Here is a 20,731-nt window from a genome sequence, read left to right as displayed (position 1 = left end):
TGAAGAATGACACTGATCATCTTTTGAACAAAATCCCGAAATATAACGTAAAACCGCAAGGGCGAAATACGCAACCTGTAACTAAACTTTGGGAACACTAACCCCAGTTAGGGAGCAAGAGATGAGCGACAAAAACAATCACTCCAAATGTCCTGTCATGCATGGAGCGAATACCAACCAACAGGCAGCTGAATTCAATTGGTGGCCGAAAACCCTCAACCTCGACATTCTTCATCAACACGACCAAAAAACCGACCCGATGGGCGCGGATTTTAATTATGCCGATGCTTTTAACTCTCTCGATTTAGAGGAAGTGAAAAAAGACCTAAAAGATCTAATGACCGACAGCCAAGATTGGTGGCCAGCGGACTGGGGTCATTACGGTGGCTTAATGATTCGTATGGCGTGGCACTCTGCGGGTACTTATAGAATTGCGGATGGTCGTGGTGGCGCAAGCCGAGGTAATCAGCGTTTTGCTCCACTCAACAGTTGGCCAGATAACGGCAACCTAGATAAAGCACGTCGCCTACTTTGGCCAATCAAAAGAAAATACGGCAACAAATTGTCTTGGGCCGATTTGATGATTCTTGCTGGTAACATGGCTTATGAATCCATGGGCTTTAAGACGTTTGGTTTTGCTGGCGGTCGTGAAGACATTTGGCATCCTGAAAAAGACATTTACTGGGGCGCAGAAAAAGAGTGGTTGCAACCAAGTGGCGGCGAGAACAACCGTTACTCCGGTGAACGCGATCTAGAAAACCCGCTTGCAGCCGTAATGATGGGTTTGATTTACGTAAATCCTGAAGGGGTCGATGGCAAACCTGACCCAATCAAAACTGCACACGATATGCGTGTCACCTTTGCGCGCATGGCAATGAACGATGAAGAAACCGTAGCGCTCACCGCGGGTGGTCACACTGTGGGTAAAGCACACGGTAATGGTGATGCTTCCCTACTCGGCCCTGAACCGGAAGGCGCAGAAATCGAAGACCAAGGCTTTGGTTGGCTCAACAAAACCTCTCGCGGCATAGGACGAGATACCGTCACCAGTGGCGTGGAAGGTGCGTGGACCACTAACCCAACCAAATGGGATCACGGTTACTTCCACTTGTTGTTCACTTACGACTGGTGGGTTACTAAGAGCCCTGCGGGTGCTGCTCAATGGGAGCCAGTAAACATCAAAGAAGAAGACATGCCGGTGGATGTGGAAGACCCAAGCATCCGTCGCAATCCAATGATGACCGATGCGGATATGGCGCTTAAGTTTGATCCGGAATACCGCAAGATTGCAGAGCGTTTCCGTGATGATCCTAAGTACTTCGAAGATTGTTTCGCTCGCGCTTGGTTTAAGCTTACTCACCGCGATCTAGGCCCTAAATCTCGTTACCTCGGCCCTGATGTGCCAGCAGAAGATTTGATTTGGCAAGATCCCGTACCACCTGTCTCTTACCACCTATCTGAAGAGAACATCGACGCGCTCAAGATGGCGATTCTCAATAGTGAATTGAGCATTGCTGAGCTGGTTTCTACCGCATGGGACAGCGCTCGTACTTACCGTGGTTCTGACCGTCGCGGTGGTGCTAATGGCGCACGTATTCGTCTTGCTCCGCAAAAAGATTGGGTGGGTAACGAGCCAGAAAGATTGCAGAAAGTATTGAGCGTGCTCGACGATATTCGCACCACACACAACTCGCCAATTAGCATGGCGGATTTGATTGTGCTAGCGGGTGGCCTTGGTATCGAGAAAGCGGCATCCAACGCAGGTATAAATGTCTCTGTACCATTTAGCCAAGGACGTGGAGATGCAACGGACGCCATGACCGATGCCGATTCGTTCGATGTGCTTGAACCAATTCACGATGGCTTCCGCAACTGGCTGAAATCCGATTACGTCGTAACGGCTGAAGAGCTCTTATTGGAAAGAAGCCAATTGATGCAACTGACCGCTGTCGAGATGACGGTGCTCATTGGTGGTATGCGTGTTCTTGGCACCAATTATGGTGGTACGAGCCAAGGCGTATTCACCGATAACGTCGGCGCACTGACCAACGATTTCTTCGTTAACCTCACTGATATGAGCTACACATGGCATCCAACCGGTGATAACGAGTACGAAATCCGCGAACGCGCTTCTGGCCAAACCAAATGGACAGCGTCACGTGTCGACTTGGTATTCGGCTCTAACTCGGTACTGCGCTCTTACGCTGAGGTTTACGCTCAGGACGATAACAAAGAGAAGTTTGTCCAAGACTTTGTCGCAGCTTGGGTGAAAGTGATGAACAACGATCGCTTCGATCTATAACGCTTTCCCAGACGCCGACAAACATAAGCACCAAAAAACTTAGTAACCAACTAAAAATCCCTACCACGTGGTAGGGATTTTCTTTAGCAAGGTACCCAATTTGGGGGCTTATTTGCCGTTTAACTTCAGGACAGAGAAGGTCGCGCTGCTGTAATCGCCGTTCTTCTTATCCGTCTCGAAATCTCCCGTTCCTTCACAACCTGTCGCCCAGAAGTTATCGCCAGTTTTCACGCTGCATTGTCCGTAAGCGCCCGCTTTAAAGTAGAACCACTCGTTCGCATAGCCTTTGGCGAAATCTTTCTTATCCACTTTTCCATAGGCGTCGACGTTATTGCTCAAGTCGAGTTCATACTTCACGGTTGGGTGGCCTTCAGCTTCAAATGCAAGCTGCATAATGTTACCTTCGACTTTTACGCTGTAGCTGAACTCCTCACCAAGTGCGATGCCTTTGTCTCCCGGCTCGGCGTTGCTTTCCCATGTATTACCCCATACCGGATAAGCGATGTCTGTGCGATCAGGATCCGCTTTCGCTAGGTTGCGTTCGTATGTCCAGAACACCGATCCCATCTTATGGTTAGGCCATTTCTTGTAAAAGATTTTTAGTGGTTCATTGCCGTGTCCAAACCCTGTGTTCGCCTCTAACTGAGCCGGATCTTTGCCTGCATGAATCTGCCCTACCACGACGGAATACGCTGGGTATTTTTCTGGATTCTTAGAGCGCGTAGCAACGTGGTTTACTTTTAACGTCGCTTCTAATGTTCCTCCTACTGCGCTGAATGATTCCGCTTGAGGGTGCGCGGCAATCGCCCAGTTGTTTTCTGGCGCTTTCACGCTGATATCCACATCAGTGCCTCGCCCCATTTGGCGCAGCTCAGAACGCGCATTCGTTGAGCCCTTTGTTGTCACGGCCATGTTGGGTACTTCAAAGACCATATTGTCGTTTTCATCTAAGAAGAAAAATTGGTGATGGGAGTAGCTGAGCATCGCCACGCCTTCGATTTCATCCGCTCGACCGTTATTGTCTTTGTCCATTGGCAAGGTGATTTTCCAGTTCATCATATCGAACTTATCCGCTGGCACTGGATGAGGTGTCTGATTATGAGCCAAAGCGGTCATTGGTAACGTAGTCAGTAAGGTGGCTGCGAGGAGGTTCTTGTTCAGTCTTTTGTTATTACACATGGATTTGGATTCCCTTATTTATGTATTATTGTCGTACATATTAATTATTAATCCAGAGATTAAACCGAACGGAAAATCGGGTGTGTAAAATCGCTCACAGTTTGATCATCGCAAGTTCTACTTGGATCAAACTTTAAGAAAAAGTGATAGATAAAAGCAGGTTATTTAAACCAAACACTCAGCAGTAAACTATAGAGACAAAAAAGCCCTCATCGTTTAGGGCTCTTTATTAGACGAAAAATCAACATAAAAACGACAAATTAATCATACATAAGCTTCTCAGCTTTCTTTAGATCAAACTCGTTAAGTGATTTACGCGCCAAGTGCCTAAATGGCAGCGCTTTCACTATTTCTTCAAATGGCATAACGGCGAATGCCCAAAAGAAAGAGAGCTCCCAATGCAGAATGATTAATGCACACAATGGGATGGACACTATCCACTGACCCGTGAAGTTGATCTTGAAGACTTCCGTGGTCTTGCCCAACGCACGTAACACGTGACCGTGTACCGTGTTATAGCCACGAACAATCGGCAGAAAGACGTATAACGGCGCGATAGAAGCAAGGGCAACGTAAGTGCTTGGGTCTAGGTCTGGGTATAAATCCGGTAGAACAAAACTTAAGACCAAGAAGAACGCCGCTGAGACAAATGAGATCATCACAGCCATGTCGATGCTGATATCAACATTCTTACGTAGCTCATCCATTTGTCGAGATCCAATCGCTTGGCTGATCGTGATCGCCGACGAATGCGCCCAAGCCGTGATGAACTGTGTCCCCGCTTTGATCCAAGGCATCACGATGGTCATCGCTACGTAGGCGTTCAATGTCAGCTGTGAGTACAACAACATGTAGATAGTCGCGCCGGTTTGCAACATGGTTACGTTTGCTGCAACGGGGAATATCTCTTTAAAGTGGTTCAGCGTGTTGGCCTTCAGTGACGCATCTAGGTTCTTAATCGACAAGACGATGGAATCATCCCATCGAATACAAAGAGTTAGGTACAGCAATCGAATGGTGATGGCGATTAAACTGCCTGCTGCCGCGCCTTGCACACCAATCCCCTCAAAACCAGCAAAGCCATGAATCAACACGTACGACATTGCCATGTTGACGGGCAGCTCAATCAAGTAACCTTTGAACGGCACTTTGGTTCGGCCAAGCGCATTAAATAAAGCAATCATGACTTGCGTAATCGCGTTGAAGATGATGATGAACTTGGCCACAGCGAGGTAACGTTCGGTCTCTGCATAAAGAGCAACGTTGTCGGTCAACTTACTGATCAACGCTTTGTCGAAGGCGGTAATCAGTGTCCAAAACACAACCGCGACCAAAACGTTGATAATTAAGCCCGCCCAAAAGCCTTTGTTCAACGATAGGTGTTGCCCAGATCCAACTGCACGACTGAGTACCAACTGTGAGCCGTTCGCCAACGCCATTTGAATACCTAAAACAAAGGAGACGATGGTGGTGGCAATACCCATGGCAGCAAGGGAAACTTCACCGAGTGGTGAGACAAGGAAGGTGTCGATCATTAACATCGACTGCATTAATAATGCGTTCAAGGCCAGCGGCCAAGCAAGGGACAGATTTTTTCTTATATAGGGTTGGGAAGACATGGTAGACCTTTCGGAGTTGTCACAAGCGCAACTAGCAAGCCAGCCGTTGCCGCTAAACGTTGGCCTTGCCCTATCCTTTCACCGCTAGAGCAAAGCCAAATACACGTTGATTCATCAACCGTTGACGACCTGAGCCAGTTTTTGGTTTTCGTCGTTAAGCAATGTATGCGACGCGATACGAGCTTGGTCTCCATTCCCCGCCATAATGGCATCGTAAATCGCACGATGCTCTTCAATACAGAATCGACCGCCTTCAGCTGAATGATCGATAAACTGCTTGAAGATGGTCGACAAGATATTGCTAAACGGAATGTAGAATTGATTGCCTGTTGCAAGGAATATTGTCTGGTGGAACAGGTGGTCGTTGACCGTCCAATCGTCATAATCGAAACGATTGGCCGCCATGGTCATACGCTGAAAAATGACCGACAATTCTTTGCGTTGCTCTGCTGTTGCGTTATTCGCCGCTAAGGCACAAGCCTCTGGTTCAATCGCTTTACGCAGCCCCAAAAACTGAGCCAGAAACGGCTCGGTATCTTCTAAATCTTGAATCCATTCCAAGAGTTGAGGATCGAGAAAATGCCAGTGGTTGCGCGCGCGAATGGTCGTCCCCACCTTCGGCTTTGACTCAATTAGCCCTTTTGCTGATAGCAGTTTGGTTGACTCGCGTAATGCTGTGCGACTCACGCCAAACGCGTCACAGAGATCCATCTCATTGGGTAGTTTTTCATTTTGGTTTAGCTCACCTGACAGTATTTTGCGGGCGATTTGTCTGGCAACTTGCACATGGATCTTGCGGTGTGAATCCTCCACAAGAGAAAACTTTGCCATTTGACGCTCCTTATAATTATGCTTCCAGTGCCATAGCACTTGATAAATGATCAAAAAAAGCCAGACGAAGCTGGCTTTTTGAGGTCAGTGTATTCGTCTGAAACGAAATAGGTCAGCGCTTATGGCGCCATTTGTCCGCCGTTTACATCCAGCACTTGGCCAGTGATGTAACCAGAACATGCGTGTGAAGCGAAGAAAGCAAACGTTGGTGCTACTTCTTCGATTCGACCGAAACGACCCATAGGGATACCGCTTGCGATTGCTGCTTTCAACTCGTCAGATTTACCATCGTGGAATGCGGTGTCGATAGTGCCTGGAGAAACGATGTTGAAACGGATGTTGTCTTTAGTGAACTCTTTCACCCAGTTACGGTGAATGTCGTGTAACCACGCTTTTGATGCTGCGTAGATACCAGCACCAACACCGCCACCTTCACGAGCTGCGATAGAGCCAGTGCTGATCACACATGCAGTCTCACCAGATTCCGCTGCGGATGCACGTAGATGCGGGATTGAATATTTGGTTGTCATCAACGCAGAACGAGCGTTCAGATCCATCACGCGGTTGTAGAACTCATCATCGATGTTTTCTAGGTTTTCACGACCGCCAAGACCACCAGCGTTGTTGATTAGCACGTCCATGCCACCGAAATGATCGGTAAATTCCTTAACCAGTTTTTCGCAATCTGCGGTCACCATAAGGTTCGCTTGGAAAAACTTAACATCGCCACCAAGTGCGGTTAGCTCAGTCACTGCTGCATCTGCGTCAGGACCGGTTTGATGACTGTTAATGCCGATTTTAGCGCCGTATTTTGCGAACACGCGTGCCGCCGCTAGGCCCATACCAGACGTAGAACCAGTGATAAGTACGCGCTTACCTTTCAAATCGTTAAACATGACGGTTTACCTATGTTAGTTATTCGTGCTTTCGAAATAAATCATACAATAAGATCTTTCGGTCGCAAGCGTATTTGCGCCCAATTGAGCGAGATCCGGCAAAATTCGTCAGTTTTGCGTTGCATTTGTGGTTTAGGTCACAACAAGTAGGATTTTACAGCTATTATTTGTATGAATAATTTAACAACTTGATAGTGATAAAAACGATATTGAAGAAGCGGTCAGGTCAACGCAATCATTGATTGTGTCTAGTGAAAACGCGCGTTCTGTGAACCCTCTTATATTACGTTCACATCTGCTTGGTGGGTGGGGGCAAGAGTGCTATAGTACGGCTTAAATAATACATATTTAGCAATTAAGTGAAGATTATGTCTGGCGAATTTCATTCTATCTCAGGCTCTAAGCGAAGCCTTCATGTGCAAGTAGCGCGTGAAATCGCACGTGGTATTTTGTCTGGTAAGCTTCCTCAGGGCTCTATCCTACCTGGCGAAATGGTTCTTTGTGAGCAATTTGGCATCAGCCGTACTGCACTACGTGAAGCAGTGAAATTGCTAACGTCAAAAGGCCTACTTGAGTCGCGCCCTAAAGTTGGTACTCGGGTCATCAACCGCGCTTACTGGAACTTCTTAGATCCTCAACTGATTGAATGGATGGACGGTCTAGCTGATACTGATCAGTTCTGTGGTCAATTCCTTGGTTTACGCCGTGCGATCGAGCCAGAGGCATGTGCACTTGCTGCTATCCACGCGACTGCGGAACAACGTATTGAATTATCTGAAACTTTCCAACAGATGGTCGACGTTGCAGAAGCGGAAGAGTTTGATCACGAAAAATGGATGGAAGTGGATACTCGCTTCCACAGCCTGATTTTCAATGCAACAGGTAACGACTTCTACCTACCATTCGGCAATATCCTGACGACAATGTTCGTTAACTTTATTGCGCACTCTTCGGAAGAAGGCAGCACTTGTATCAAAGAGCACCGTCAGATTTACGATGCAATCATGGCAGGCAACTCTGAAAAAGCACGCCAAGCATCAGCGAATCACTTATTAGACTCTAAGCACCGCTTAGCGCCAGTAAAATAAGTTCAGCGACAAACCATAGAAAGCACGCGTCCTTCGCGTGCTTTTTTGTATCTACTCCCCCTCTTGTTCTAGCCAGAATCCTCTCTATCCTCACAAAAAACTTCTTATTCAGTGATACTTTGATTAAATTTAGATATATAATAATACAAATTAAATTTATTAAAGTGCTGTGTTATGACTGAATCTTTGCTGCCAAACATCCTGCAATTTATTGGGCAAATCGACCCATTCGACAAGATCCCAAAACCAGCCTTGCGTGAACTCGCATCGCACGTGCAGATTACCTACCTTGGCAAAGGTGAAGTCATTGACCAATGCGCGACAGGCCAAGAAAAGTCACTCTACATCATACGTACTGGCTCTATGGAGCAAAGAAAGTCCGATGGTGTGCTACGTGCGAAACTGGGGCCAGAAGACATCTTCGGTTTTACCTTTCTCGGCAGCCAAATCGACAGTACGAAGGGCTACCGTGCCATCGCGATTGAGAACTCACTGGTTTACGTGATTCCCAACTCGGCGCTTAAAAAGCTATTTGAAACCCACCCTGAATGTGCAGAGCACTTTGCTTCTCAAGCGCAAGTTCGTTTGAAATCCGCGTTGGATGTGGTGTGGTCAAACAAAGAGAAAGGCTTGTTCATTCGCCGCGTTGGTGAGGTTGCCAGCGGTCGCGTTGCTGTGGTGACTGCCGACCAGTCGATTCAAACCGTTGCAAACGAGATGCTAACCAAATGCTCCCCTTGCGCCGTGGTTTACGAGAACGACAAAATCGTTGGCTTGATTACCGACCGCGATATGACCAAGCGCGTTATCGCACAAGGGGTAAGTATTGACCGCCCTATTTCTGAAGTGATGACCCACGATCCGCAAACCATCAAACCGGATGATCTCGTCTTGCATGCCGCATCGATGATGATGCAGCACAATATTCGCAACCTGCCATTAGTGGAAAACAACAAGGTCGTCGGCGTACTGACTACGACACACCTTGTGCAAAACCACCGTGTGCAAGCCATCTTTTTGATCGAGAAGATCAAATACGCAGGTAGCGTGAAATCCCTGTCGAGCTTTACCCCAGAGCGCCAGGCTATCTTTGAAGCTTTGGTAGATGGACACGTTTCACCGGAAGTCATCGGTAAAGTGATGACGATGATCATGGACGCCTACACGCGTCGCTTGATTCAAATCGCGATTGATAAACTTGGTCCACCGCCTTGTAAGTTCTCATGGATTGTGGCTGGCTCTCACGCTCGAAACGAAGTCCACATGTTGTCGGATCAAGACAGCGCGATCGTCCTTGCTGACCACGCGACAGAGAACGACCGAATTTACTTCAAGCACCTTGCTATGATCGTCAGTAACGGCCTTGCGAGCTGTGATTACCCTTTGTGTCCTGGCAAATTTATGGCCGCAACGCCAAAGTGGTGCCAACCTCTGAGCGTCTGGAAGAAGTACTATAAGAAATGGGTGGCTAACCCAGAGTACGAGCGCTTGCTAAACATCAGCGTGTTCTTGGAAATTCGTACCCTTTACGGCAATAAAGATTACGAGCTCATCTTGCGAGATGAACTGCATACCAACATTCGCAGCAATCGTGAGTTCCTCTCCATGCTTGTGAACGATGCGGTGAACACCAACCCACCGTTGGGCATCTTCAACAGTTTGGTTTTGGAGAAGTCAGGGGAGAACAAGAAGACGCTCGATGTGAAGAAATACGCCATCAATCTGATCATCGATTTGGCACGCATTTACGGTTTGGCGGTAGAGTGCGACTTAACCGCAACCGACGAGCGTTTCAAAGCCGCGAATGAAGCGGGCGTATTAAGTGAAGATGCGTACAAGAATATCCTTAACGCGTACCAGTTCATCTTGTCGTTCCGTTTTGCTCATCAGTTAGAAGCGCTGAAACGCGGTGAAGAGCCAAATAACCACATCGATCCAAATACGTTCGGTAGCTTTGAACGTCAGCACCTGAAAGACGCGTTCCGTATTATTGCTGATTTGCAGGAAGCGGCGAAAGTGCGCTTTGGGAGCCGTTAATGAAGCGAATCCTAGAACACTTTCATCCTTGCTCGCGTCTGAATCGAAAGCGCGAGCAATACGTGAAACAGACAACCATGCCAGAGCACATCAAAGCGCTGGTTCAAACGCCACGTCTGGAAGCGGCGCAATTTGCACAAGACGCCAATTACATTGTGCTGGATTTGGAGACAACCGGCTTAGACAGCGAAGAAGATTTGATTTTGTCGATCGGTTGGGTAGACATTGCGAATGGCAAAGTGGATCTGGCCACCAGCCAGCACATGTACATCAATAGCGATTCGCAAATAAAACCAGAAACCGCGGTGATCAACCATATTACGCCGCAAATGCTGTCCGAGGGCGTTTCAATCCATGATGCCATGCGAGCGTTTTTCCACGCCGCCAAAGGCAAGATCTTGGTCGCTCACGCGTGTGTGGTCGAAACCCAGTTCATCAATCAGTATCTACATCGGGTGTTTAAACTCAGCGAACCGCCTTTGGTTTGGCTCGACACCATGTGCATTGAAAAACATCTACAGAAAGCGATTAATCCTCGTGACGAAATTGATGTCACTCTCTCTGGCACTCGCGCTCGTTATGGCCTGCCAGAATACAATGGGCACAATGCGTTAGCGGATGCGGTCGCGACTGCAGAGCTGTTGTTGGCACAAAAAACTCGCATTACTCCTCAAGGAAAAACCACCATCGGTACCCTTTATCGATTGAGTCTCTAACTCTCTAACCATTCCAATATGAAAAAATCTGATGTCTCTAGCGCCATCTTCCTTTTGGTGGCGGCGAACTTGGTTGCGTCTCTTTCTGACGTTTCCCTCAAAATGCTCAATGGCGAAGTACCCACTTTTCAATACGTCTTTATTCGCCAATTAATCAGTCTGGTGTTGCTGTTGCCTCTTTGGCTTCGTTTGGATAAACGAGAACGTCAAATGGGATGCGATTGGATCACCTTCTGGCGTGCGCAATTGATTCTGATAGGCAGTGCAAGCGCTATGGTAGCAATCACCCATCTGCCATTGGCGACAGCGAATGCGATTTTCTATGTCGGTCCACTATTGGTGCTGCCGCTGTCGGTTATCTTCCTTAAAGAAAAACCCTCCAAAAGCAAGATTTTCGGTACTTTGATTGGTTTTGGTGGCGTCTTAATTGTGCTTCGTCCCGAACATTTCCATTGGGCTGCGATCATTGCTCTAGGCAGCGCGCTTGCCATCGGAGTGGGCAACATTCTTATTCGCCGGATGCCACAAGAGCAGCCTTTGGTGTGCACCTTGTTTTGGACAACGTTAATGACATTACCAGTCGCTTTATTGCTCGCCTACCCTCAATGGCAAGCCATTACATGGCAACACCTGATGTGGATTGTCGCGATTAACTTGTTTGTACTTGCCTACCATGCCTTGGTGGTCAAAGCGTTTAAGCGTGCTCCGGCGAGCCAGATTGCACTGGCAGAGTATTCTGGGCTGGCATTTGTGACATTGTTTGGTGTGATGTGGTTTGATGAAATACCTGACCTATTTACCGCGCTCGGGATCATCCTCATTGTATTGCCGATGATGCCGCTTAATTGGCAGCGTTTATTGGGTAACAAGCGTCGAATAGAAACTGCGCAAGAAGTGTCTTAATCGTCTCAAGCAATGCAATAAATACTCAAGAGGAGCACAGCGCTCCTCTTTTTTATTGTGCTTAAGCTATCTTGCGAATGTCTTTGCCGATGACCACTACCTCGTTAGTAATAGAGCTTAATGGTTTCGAGTTTGTATGGCGGATGAAGGTAAGGTTCGAGTTCGCTACGACGATTGTTGAGTCGTTCTAGCAGCTTGTAGGCAATAAAGTAATGGTTAATGTTGCTGACATAGCGTATCGGCTCAAGTCCAATGTATTGCCGCGTTACCACTTCCACATTGCCGAACCAAACATTGGGATCATACCCTTTTTCTTTGGCGATTCTCCTCATCTTCCTCATGTTACCCGGCCCTGCATTGTAGGCTGCAAGACAGAAGTAAATGATGTCGTTTTCGCTGATGTTTTCATCGTTAAAGAAGTACTTTCGAAGATAATGCATGTACTTCAAACCAGCGTGAATATTGGGTTCTTTCTCGTAGATATTAGAAATGTTGATGGCTCTGTCTCTCGCCGTAGTCGGCAAGATCTGCATGATGCCCACCGCCCCTTTGTGAGAAATGACGTTTTGGTTCAATCCGGATTCTTGAAAGCCCTGAGCCAGCATTAGTAAATGGTTGAATTGATACTCCTGAGAATACGCGTAGAAGATATCTAACAATTCTTTAGAACGAACTGCATTGTCTCGGTTAAGGAACTTTCTCAACCACTTGTCGTTTTCGAGATACCTTTCATTGACCACATTGCCGAACAAAGTTCCTATCCGAACTTCCTTGATGAACTTGTTCACCGCCTCTTCTAACTGAGGCGAATCTTGTCGTATTCCCCAGCCAATTTGTGCATTTTCTCTGATGGTGATTTGATTGTGGAACGCCACGCCCGGAAAGATATTCCCCCACATCCCCGTCTTGTGGCGGTCGAGTACGGTGATATCGATAATGCCCGCACTGACCATTTCCAGAACCTCATAATCTTGCATGATCTCATCAAGAAACAAGATATTAATCAGCGGTTTGTTTTGTATCGTGAAGTAGTTATTTACCTTGGTTAAGCTCTTATGGTAACTCGAGCTTTCTCTCACCCAAACATCCAGTCCACTCAAATCATCCACCGTTTTAATGTCCGAGTATCGGGTGTTGGTCACAATGATTTCTGAGACGTTTTCTCGCACCGGATCGCTAAACGCAATCAGCTCTTTGCGCTCATTGGTAATGGTTAGATTCGCAACTATGACGTCACCATAACCAGCAATCAGTTTGGGGATGAGTTCGTTTCTTGCGACCGGAATAACCTGAATGTTGATAGCCTTTTTGTTCTTCCTTAAATAGCGTTCAAATTCATAAATAAGCTCAGAGATAATGCCTTTTGGCTTACCATTTTGGATGTAGTAAAAACCCAGATCAGCAGACACCAAAATACGAACGGCTTTCTTTTCCTTCAGGGTATCTAAGTCCCCCACGTAGGGGTCAGACTTTAAAGGAGAGAGTTCCAATGCGACACTGGTATGAGAGAAAGACCAGAGAAACAGGACGATGCAAAGTATTTTTCCCACCATGAGCTTATCCGTTCGCTAAATCATTAATGATAATTTTAGCAATAAAAGCTCACTGGCATGTCTTAGGTCTGAGCCTGGGCTTGTTCGAAAATAAAAATAGCCCGCTTCGGGGGCGGGCTATTGGACAGACTCTTAATTTATACAGGCTTGGATTAGAAGCTGTACGTCACACCAACACGGCTACGTAGCTGACGTGATGAGCTGTCATCACAAGAGCTGTTACATTGAACGTTACCGAATTCTACGTATGGACGCCAATCCCAACCTTTCTCTTTGTAGCCTAGTTTAAAGTTGTAGTCCCATTCGTACTTGCCGTCGCGGTTTCCTAGCTTCCACTCATCGCTGAAGAAGTCTTCTTTGTAGTTTGCTTCAAAACCAAATTGCCAAGCGTTCCAGTTGTAATCGATGTTACCCGTGATTTTACTCGCGTTAAGTGAATCGTGTTGTTTGCCGTCTAGACCTGTTGATGTTTTACCAGATGCGTAGTTGCGGAACTCGTGACGGTAGCGAAGCTTGGTTGTGATACCAGAATCGAATTTGTATTGAACACGAACCTGAGGTTTGTACGTTACGGCTTCATCACCAAAGGTAATTGGCATCGATGTGGTTACACGCCAGTTGTTATCAAATTTGAAGTGGTAGCCGTATTCGAATTCGCTATCACCACGCTGAAGCTCGCTCAAGTTACCAGCGTGCTTCATCTCTACGCCGTAGTAATGGTTACCTGTGCTGCCACCAATTTTGATACGACCTGCCCACTGCTCTGAATCGTGTTTGTATTCTTCACGGAAGTCTAGAGACGCGGCTGAAATGCTACCTGCAAAAAGGGTTGTCGCGATCGCTAAAGCAATTTGTTTTTTAGAAGTCATAGTAATGTTCCACTGTAAATAAATTGTATTTCAAAGTGGCGACGCGCATACACGCCGCCCTTTTTAGGGTTTTATTGTTTTGGGTAAAGCAATTCGATATCGCGCTGAGCCCAAACTTCTGCCAAGTTCTTCTTCACTGTGAAGCGGCTAAAGTCAGTTTCGGTTGCCAGTTTCACCCACTCAGGTTTCTCCATCGCCACACCTGCTTTTAGGTAAATCGGTGTCATGCGCTCTACGCGGCGTGGATTGTCTTTCGCGGTGTATGGCCAGTCAGACGCAGGATCTTGATAAGTCGCCATTAGCTGAATACCTTGCGCTAATGAGCCACCTTTCTTGTTTTGGTAGTGCCATAGGTCGATGCCCACTTTGTCACCGATTTGAGCGATGCCGACCAATGGATCTAAGCTGAAGTAGTGGTAGTGGTATGCGCGAGTACGTTCGATTTCATGAGGCTGAGAGCCGTCTTTTTCAAACTGAGTGTCTACGCGCATCTTGCCTTTTTGAACCATCTGTTTTGCGAGAGGCTCATTACCTAAGAAGTAAGCAATACTGGCGACTTGGAAGTCATACCAAGTGCCGTGGTTGTTTGCCGCAGCAGCTTCGCCTTTCGGGCCACCTGATAGATCGTCAACAATCAACCAATCTAGGTATTCGCCGTACCATTGTGTAATTTGCTGTTCGTCTTTATCCGTCCAAGCAGGAGAAAGCGAAAGGATGGCGATCGAATCCAGCATGCGGTCTGCTAGAGTACGCGTATCGATAATGCCGCCACGACGACCTTCTGCTCGACCAGGTACACCCTGACCGTAATTCACGTTCGGGTTCATCTTAGTTTCATCATTCATGAACCAAGTACGAACGTATTCGATACCTTGTTTTGCGTATTTCTCGTCTTGACTAAAGTAATAAGCCAATGCCAATGCGCGAACAGAACGAGTGAAGTGACCAATACGTTTAGAATCTGTTTCAGCTGTTTTCGATGCAGGGTTGGTTTTGCCATCGTGACGAACCCAAGGAAGGCCATCTTCTTTCGATTCATCTGGCCACCAGTACGGGCTGATGCTCATGTAATCGTTTTTGCTACCGCTTGGTGGCGTCATACCTTTCGCCGTTACCGTAAACGGGCCATCTTTCATCGCCAGTTCTGCTTCTTCAATCAGACGGTCGTACGCGTCTTTCATTGAATCGCTCGCTTTATCTGACTGTAAAACAGCGCGGTTTTGTTCAAGCGTTGCTTCATCAAGGAACACAAAGTCTGCAGCAAGAGTGTTAGCACTGAAAAGAATGGCGCTGAGGCAGGTTGCTAGATGTAGAGGTCGTAGGGGTTTCATTATTATCGGCCTTATATCTTGAATTAAAATACTACAAATATAGTACCCAGCCGATGTTGAGCGTTCTGTGAATTAGATCTAATTGTATGATTTATCCACGCTATCAAACTTTGTTACAACCACTAAATTTGACATTAACTTATTGATATTAAATATATTACCGATACTTACGACTCATGAATTGTCTTAATATTTAGGCTGAAAATGTGCTCTACCGCATATTTTTGCACCAAATGAGTTCATTTTTATTTGTCATACAATATAATCATTTCAAGTTTTTGAGACACAGAACATCAAATTGCTATTGACGCGCACTTTTTCGCTCTGTCCTTTTCTATATAAAGTCCAATAACAGGTTAAGCATCGCTTGGTTATAGAGATGAAATGAGAAAGGCCGAGGCTATATAAGCAGAGGCCACTTATGTCAGGCTGAGACATAAGTGGATAGAAGAAATAAGTAAGTAGAAGAAATAGCGAATAGAAGCAAAGTACAGCGAACAAGATGGATGCGACCAGTGAAACTTTCAACATTGAAGAATACTGTTTTGTCATCCTTACTCGCTGTTGCTCAAGTCTTGATGGTTCTAAGCAGCTTGTTGTTGCTTCCAACGGTTGTGGTTCTCATTGGACTTAAGTGGCTGTAGCAGTTTGTCTTTTGTAACAGACAGTTATAGAGAAAAATCAACAGCCTGGTTTCGCTATCAATAGGTAGCAAGCCAAGGAAAACGCTTAACTGGTTATGACTAATTGAGTTTTTAGGAGTAGTTACTTAAGTGGGAAATGTTTAATACCAATCGGCATAAGTAAAGCGCCGAGATCGATCAGACGAGGATGATGACTTGTGTCGATTGGTATAGTTGCTCCCATATCATAACAACACTTTACAGAGCCTAGCTTTGTTGAACTTTGCAATGATTGTCGAAGATCTTACAGCGTAACGTGCTTAGCAGCGATGAGAGATATACCCCTCGAGTATCTTTCAGCTACATCCAGAACCTCGTTTCACTGTTCTATTGCAATCCAACAGAGCCCTTGGCTCAGACGGTATTAATACCGTTTTTCGCCCACGCATTACAGGCATGTCGTGGGCGTTTTTTTACCTGCAATAGTCATACAAATCTGACAATACTTCACACCTTCTTACGCCGTTATAACCCTTATTATCTAAGGCTATAAATGCTATTGAACCAATCGAGTGCACGCCAAAGGCATTGATAACTTGTCGTGATATTGACTTGGTGCACCCTTCCCCTTTTGAGTGCAATGTCAATATCCGATCACGATCACTTGTATGATTATTGAAATGACCCATTCCGGATCATTCGTCACGCTTTTGAGTTATTGTACTACAAATAAGCAAACTGATAGTTAGTATTGCCTCAAGACATTAAATAACGATCAAAAGGTCTAAAGATGGAACTCAATACCCTTATTGTAGGCATCTACTTTCTATTCTTAATTGCAATAGGTTGGATGTTCAGAACGTTTACCAATACGACTAGTGACTATTTCCGAGGCGGCGGCAACATGCTTTGGTGGATGGTTGGTGCAACGGCCTTCATGACGCAGTTTTCTGCATGGACGTTTACTGGTGCTGCTGGTAAAGCTTATAACGATGGCTTCGCGGTTGCGGTTATCTTCCTAGCAAACGCATTCGGTTACTTCATGAACTTTGCGTATTTCGCACCAAAGTTCCGCCAGCTACGTGTAGTAACGGTAATTGAAGCGATTCGTATGCGTTTCGGCACCACGAACGAACAAGTCTTTACTTGGTCTTCCATGCCAAACAGTGTGGTATCTGCTGGTGTTTGGTTGAATGCACTGGCGATCATCGCTTCTGGTATTTTCGGCTTTGATATGACAGCAACCATCTGGATTACCGGTTTGGTGGTACTGATGATGTCAGTGACGGGTGGCTCTTGGGCAGTTATCGCGTCTGACTTCATGCAGATGGTGATCATCATGGCGGTAACAGTAACTTGTGCAGTTGTTGCGATCGTTCAAGGCGGCGGCATTACTGAAGTCATCAGTAACTTCCCTGTCGAAGAAGGTGGTTCTTTCGTCTCTGGTAACAACCTGAACTACCTAAGCATCTTTAGCATTTGGGCGTTCTTCATCTTTGTTAAGCAGTTCTCTATTACCAACAACATGTTGAACTCTTACCGCTACCTTGCAGCAAAAGACTCGAAAAATGCGAAGAAAGCGGCATTGCTAGCGTGTGTTCTAATGCTAGGCGGTGTATTCATTTGGTTCATGCCTTCTTGGTACATTGCGGGTCAAGGCGTAGACCTATCAGCCGCTTACCCAGATGCAGGCAGCAAAGCAGGCGACTTCGCTTACCTTTACTTCGTACAAGAGTACATGCCAGCGGGTATGGTTGGCCTTCTCGTAGCAGCAATGTTTGCCGCGACCATGTCTTCAATGGACTCAGGTCTAAACCGCAACTCTGGTATCTTCGTTAAAAACTTCTACGAACCAGTGATTCGCCGTGGCCAAGCATCAGAGAAAGAGCTAGTAACGGTATCGAAAATTACCTCAACGGTATTTGGTATTGCCATCATCCTGGTTGCGCAGTTCATCAACTCACTAAAAGGCCTGAGCCTGTTCGACACCATGATGTACGTTGGTGCCTTGATCGGCTTCCCAATGACCATCCCTGCATTCCTTGGCTTCTTTATTAAGAAAACGCCAGACTGGGCTGGTTGGGGCACGCTGATTGTCGGTGGTCTTGTCTCTTACGTTGTTGGTTTCGTTATCACTGCTGACATGGTTTCTTCAGCATTCGGTCTTGAGCAGCTTACTGGCCGTGAATGGTCAGACATTAAAGTCGCGATTGGTCTAGTTGGCCACATTACGCTAACGGGTGGCTTCTTCGTTCTATCAACGCTGTTCTACAAGCCTCTAACTGAGAAACGTCAGGCAGACGTAGATAAGTTCTTCGACAACCTATCAACACCACTTGTTGCTGAATCTACAGAGCAGAAAATTCTGGATAACAAGCAACGTCAAATGCTTGGCAAACTCATCGCAGTCGCTGGTGTAGGCGTAATGCTGATGGCGCTACTGCCAAACCCAATGTGGGGACGCTTAGTCTTCATCTTGTGTGGTGCCATTGTTGGTGGCGTTGGTCTACTACTTGTTAAAGCGGTTGACGACAACGGTACTCAAACCCAACAAGCAGTAACCGAAAGCTAAATCTACCTTATGAAGCGGTTGTACACAGCCGCTTCATTCTTCCCTTATCACTCAGGTCTATTTGTTTACTTTTTTGTTAAGTCCGTTGCGGTTGAGACATTAAATAACCAGCGAATTTAACAAAGAAATAATCATACAAAATAAGCGAAATGTATAACCAAAGTTTCTTGTTGAAACGATAAGCGAATGTAATTAACGGGGTTCCATACTGACAAAACTCATCATAAGTTATTGAATAATATATTTTAAGTTCACAACCATCAGTTTGTGTAGATAGAAGTAGAAGAATGTACTGGGTCAAGCAGATTTCCAGTATTAATCACTTCATCACACAATTGAATTATTGTAGTACAAATAAATAATCGAACGGATAATATATCCGGCAGAAATCAATGACTATGAGAAGGTCGAAAAATGGAACTCAATACCCTGATTGTTGGCATCTATTTCCTATTCCTCATTGCGATAGGCTGGATGTTTAGAACATTTACAAGCACCACCAGTGACTACTTCCGCGGGGGCGGCAACATGCTGTGGTGGATGGTAGGCGCAACGGCGTTTATGACCCAGTTCAGTGCTTGGACCTTTACTGGTGCGGCCGGTAAAGCGTACACCGATGGTTTCGCTGTAGCGACTATCTTCTTAGCGAATGCGTTCGGTTACTTGATGAACTACCTGTACTTCGCACCGAAATTCCGCCAGCTGCGCGTTATCACGCCGATCGATGCGATTCGCATGCGCTTTGGTCGCTTTAACGAGCAAGTATTCACTTGGTCTGGCATGCCAAGCAGCGTGATTTCTGCGGGTATCTGGTTGAATGGCTTGGCGATCATTGCATCGGGCATTTTCGGCTTCGATATGACAACCACCATTTGGATCACGGGCTTAGTTGTACTGATAATGTCCGTAACGGGCGGCTCTTGGGCGGTTATCGCATCTGACTTTATGCAGATGGTCATCATCATGGCAGTAACGGTGACGTGTGCTGTGGTTGCGGTAGTAAAAGGCGGCGGTATTACAGAAATCATTGCGAACTTCCCTGTTCAAGAAAACGGGTCTTTCGTAACCGGTAACAACCTGAACTACCTCAGTATTTTTGGTATCTGGGCAGTGTTCATTTTCTTAAAGCAGTTCTCTATCAACAACAACATGTTGAACTGTCACCGTTACCTAGCGGCAAAAGACTCTAAGAACGCAAAGAAAGCTGCACTACTAGCGTGTGTACTAATGACGGTGGGCGTATTGATTTGGTTTACCCCTTCTTGGTTCATTGCAAGCCAAGGTGTTGACCTATCAGCGCATTACCCAGAAGCGGGCTCTAAAGCAGGTGATTTTGCTTACTTGTACTTTGTTGAGCAATACATGCCAGCGGGCATGGTAGGTCTGCTGATTTCAGCGATGTTTGCAGCGACGATGTCGTCAATGGACTCAGGTTTGAACCGTAACTCAGGCATCTTCGTGATGAACTTCTACTTGCCGATTCTGCGTCCGAACGCGACAGAAAAAGAGTTGATGATCGTATCGAAAATCACCTCTACCTTCTTCGGCATCGCGATCATCTTGATTGCTCTGTTCATCAACTCGCTAAAAGGTCTGAGCCTGTTCGACACCATGATGTACGTTGGCGCGTTGATTGGTTTCCCAATGACGATTCCTGCGTTCTGTGGCTTCTTCATCAAGAGAACACCGGACTGGGCTGGCTGGGGCACATTGGTGGTAGGTGGCATCGTGTCTTACACGGTTGGTTTTGTCATCACACCGGAAATGATTCAAAACTGGTTTGATCTTCAGCCTCTAACAGGTCGTGAATGGTCAGATCTAAAAGTTGCGGTTGGTTTGATTGGTCACTTGGTGTTTACCGCAGGCTTCTTTGCTCTGTCGACACTGTTCTACAAACCGCTTGAAGAGAAACGCCAACAAGACGTTGACCGCTTCTTCAATAACTTAGCAACACCGTTGGTTTCTGACTCAACGGAACAGAAAAAACTGGATAACAAACAACGCCAAATGTTGGGTTCGTTGATTGCGGTGTCTGGTGTGGGTGTGATGGCGATGTTCTTACTGCCTAACCCATTCTGGGGACGCATGATTTTCGTGTTCTGTGGTGTGATTGTTCTTGGCGTCGGCGTGGCGCTGATGAGAGCAGTCGATGGCAACGCAGAGCGCGCTTCTGAGGGGGCTCCGATAACGGAGAACTCATAACGAGAAACAA

14 protein-coding genes are annotated in these 20,731 nt (G+C 46.4%); 7 read left to right on the top strand and 7 right to left on the bottom strand.

Annotated features, from left to right (window positions below; all coding sequences use genetic code 11):
- Positions 1-121 precede the first annotated feature (121 nt).
- Complete coding sequence (katG, locus tag VCHENC03_RS14880; RefSeq protein ID WP_009705701.1) at positions 122-2,302, top strand: catalase/peroxidase HPI; 2,181 nt, start codon at positions 122-124, stop codon at positions 2,300-2,302.
- Between the two features lie 108 nt (positions 2,303-2,410).
- On the opposite strand, the gene VCHENC03_RS14885 is transcribed toward katG, so the two are convergent.
- The 4 genes from VCHENC03_RS14885 to VCHENC03_RS14900 form a co-directional block, all read right to left on the bottom strand.
- On the bottom strand, positions 2,411-3,481 hold the full coding sequence (locus tag VCHENC03_RS14885; protein WP_009705700.1) for a polysaccharide lyase family 7 protein: 1,071 nt from the start codon (positions 3,479-3,481) through the stop codon (positions 2,411-2,413).
- Between the two features lie 260 nt (positions 3,482-3,741).
- Positions 3,742-5,031 carry an MATE family efflux transporter gene (locus VCHENC03_RS14890; protein ID WP_032802642.1) on the bottom strand — a complete coding sequence of 430 codons (1,290 nt, stop codon included), beginning with the start codon at positions 5,029-5,031 and terminating at the stop codon, positions 3,742-3,744.
- Between the two features lie 183 nt (positions 5,032-5,214).
- On the bottom strand, positions 5,215-5,931 hold the full coding sequence (locus VCHENC03_RS14895; protein ID WP_005437108.1) for a FadR/GntR family transcriptional regulator: 717 nt from the start codon (positions 5,929-5,931) through the stop codon (positions 5,215-5,217).
- Positions 5,932-6,050: 119 nt separating this feature from the next.
- Positions 6,051-6,827 (bottom strand): SDR family NAD(P)-dependent oxidoreductase, encoded by a 777-nt coding sequence (locus tag VCHENC03_RS14900; protein ID WP_005437107.1) that lies wholly within the window; start codon positions 6,825-6,827, stop codon positions 6,051-6,053.
- A gap of 368 nt (positions 6,828-7,195) precedes the next feature.
- Here VCHENC03_RS14900 and VCHENC03_RS14905 point away from each other — a divergent pair, with 368 nt between their 5' ends.
- The 4 genes from VCHENC03_RS14905 (at position 7,196) to VCHENC03_RS14920 (ending at position 11,571) form a co-directional block, all read left to right on the top strand.
- On the top strand, positions 7,196-7,915 hold the full coding sequence (locus VCHENC03_RS14905) for a FadR/GntR family transcriptional regulator (protein ID WP_009705698.1): 720 nt from the start codon (positions 7,196-7,198) through the stop codon (positions 7,913-7,915).
- Between the two features lie 174 nt (positions 7,916-8,089).
- Positions 8,090-9,952: a putative nucleotidyltransferase substrate binding domain-containing protein gene (locus VCHENC03_RS14910; protein ID WP_009705697.1), complete on the top strand. Its 1,863-nt coding sequence runs from the start codon at positions 8,090-8,092 to the stop codon at positions 9,950-9,952.
- A complete protein-coding gene (locus VCHENC03_RS14915) occupies positions 9,952-10,668 on the top strand; it encodes a 3'-5' exonuclease (RefSeq protein ID WP_009705696.1) in 717 nt (238 codons plus the stop codon). Before VCHENC03_RS14910 ends, VCHENC03_RS14915 begins: the two co-directional genes overlap by 1 nt.
- Before the next feature lie 18 nt (positions 10,669-10,686).
- Positions 10,687-11,571 carry a DMT family transporter gene (locus VCHENC03_RS14920; protein WP_009705695.1) on the top strand — a complete coding sequence of 295 codons (885 nt, stop codon included), beginning with the start codon at positions 10,687-10,689 and terminating at the stop codon, positions 11,569-11,571.
- A gap of 104 nt (positions 11,572-11,675) precedes the next feature.
- Here VCHENC03_RS14920 and VCHENC03_RS14925 read toward each other — a convergent pair whose 3' ends face one another.
- The 3 genes from VCHENC03_RS14925 to VCHENC03_RS14935 all read right to left on the bottom strand — a co-directional run bounded on the left by VCHENC03_RS14925 (position 11,676) and on the right by VCHENC03_RS14935 (position 15,324).
- Complete coding sequence (locus VCHENC03_RS14925; RefSeq protein ID WP_009705694.1) at positions 11,676-13,124, bottom strand: lytic transglycosylase F; 1,449 nt, start codon at positions 13,122-13,124, stop codon at positions 11,676-11,678.
- A 152-nt stretch (positions 13,125-13,276) separates the two neighbouring features.
- Positions 13,277-13,993 (bottom strand): oligogalacturonate-specific porin KdgM family protein, encoded by a 717-nt coding sequence (locus VCHENC03_RS14930; protein WP_009705693.1) that lies wholly within the window; start codon positions 13,991-13,993, stop codon positions 13,277-13,279.
- Between the two features lie 71 nt (positions 13,994-14,064).
- Positions 14,065-15,324 (bottom strand): alginate lyase family protein, encoded by a 1,260-nt coding sequence (locus VCHENC03_RS14935; RefSeq protein ID WP_032802640.1) that lies wholly within the window; start codon positions 15,322-15,324, stop codon positions 14,065-14,067.
- Positions 15,325-16,737: 1,413 nt separating this feature from the next.
- On the opposite strand from VCHENC03_RS14935, the gene VCHENC03_RS14940 reads away from it, so the two are divergent.
- Both VCHENC03_RS14940 and VCHENC03_RS14945 read left to right on the top strand, forming a co-directional pair.
- Positions 16,738-18,519, top strand: a complete 1,782-nt coding sequence (locus tag VCHENC03_RS14940; protein WP_009705690.1) for a sodium:solute symporter family transporter — start codon at positions 16,738-16,740, stop codon at positions 18,517-18,519.
- 414 nt (positions 18,520-18,933) lie between these two features.
- A complete protein-coding gene (locus VCHENC03_RS14945) occupies positions 18,934-20,721 on the top strand; it encodes a sodium:solute symporter family transporter (RefSeq protein WP_009705689.1) in 1,788 nt (595 codons plus the stop codon).
- Positions 20,722-20,731: the final 10 nt, after the last annotated feature.

Source organism: Vibrio sp. HENC-03 (assembly GCF_000305755.2).
GTDB classification, from domain to species: Bacteria; Pseudomonadota; Gammaproteobacteria; order Enterobacterales; family Vibrionaceae; genus Vibrio; species Vibrio owensii.
This window is presented reverse-complemented; position numbering and strand designations above follow the sequence as displayed.

Coding starts and splice junctions, on each gene's coding strand:
- VCHENC03_RS14935 (WP_032802640.1), bottom strand. CDS start 15,324: ATGAAACCCCTACGACCTCTACATCTAGCAACCTGCCTCAGCGCCATT.
- VCHENC03_RS14940 (WP_009705690.1), top strand. CDS start 16,738: ATGGAACTCAATACCCTTATTGTAGGCATCTACTTTCTATTCTTAATT.
- VCHENC03_RS14885 (WP_009705700.1), bottom strand. CDS start 3,481: ATGTGTAATAACAAAAGACTGAACAAGAACCTCCTCGCAGCCACCTTA.
- VCHENC03_RS14915 (WP_009705696.1), top strand. CDS start 9,952: ATGAAGCGAATCCTAGAACACTTTCATCCTTGCTCGCGTCTGAATCGA.
- VCHENC03_RS14895 (WP_005437108.1), bottom strand. CDS start 5,931: ATGGCAAAGTTTTCTCTTGTGGAGGATTCACACCGCAAGATCCATGTG.
- VCHENC03_RS14945 (WP_009705689.1), top strand. CDS start 18,934: ATGGAACTCAATACCCTGATTGTTGGCATCTATTTCCTATTCCTCATT.
- VCHENC03_RS14890 (WP_032802642.1), bottom strand. CDS start 5,031: ATGCAGTCGATGTTAATGATCGACACCTTCCTTGTCTCACCACTCGGT.
- VCHENC03_RS14925 (WP_009705694.1), bottom strand. CDS start 13,124: ATGGTGGGAAAAATACTTTGCATCGTCCTGTTTCTCTGGTCTTTCTCT.
- VCHENC03_RS14905 (WP_009705698.1), top strand. CDS start 7,196: ATGTCTGGCGAATTTCATTCTATCTCAGGCTCTAAGCGAAGCCTTCAT.
- VCHENC03_RS14930 (WP_009705693.1), bottom strand. CDS start 13,993: ATGACTTCTAAAAAACAAATTGCTTTAGCGATCGCGACAACCCTTTTT.
- VCHENC03_RS14900 (WP_005437107.1), bottom strand. CDS start 6,827: ATGTTTAACGATTTGAAAGGTAAGCGCGTACTTATCACTGGTTCTACG.
- katG (WP_009705701.1), top strand. CDS start 122: ATGAGCGACAAAAACAATCACTCCAAATGTCCTGTCATGCATGGAGCG.
- VCHENC03_RS14910 (WP_009705697.1), top strand. CDS start 8,090: ATGACTGAATCTTTGCTGCCAAACATCCTGCAATTTATTGGGCAAATC.
- VCHENC03_RS14920 (WP_009705695.1), top strand. CDS start 10,687: ATGAAAAAATCTGATGTCTCTAGCGCCATCTTCCTTTTGGTGGCGGCG.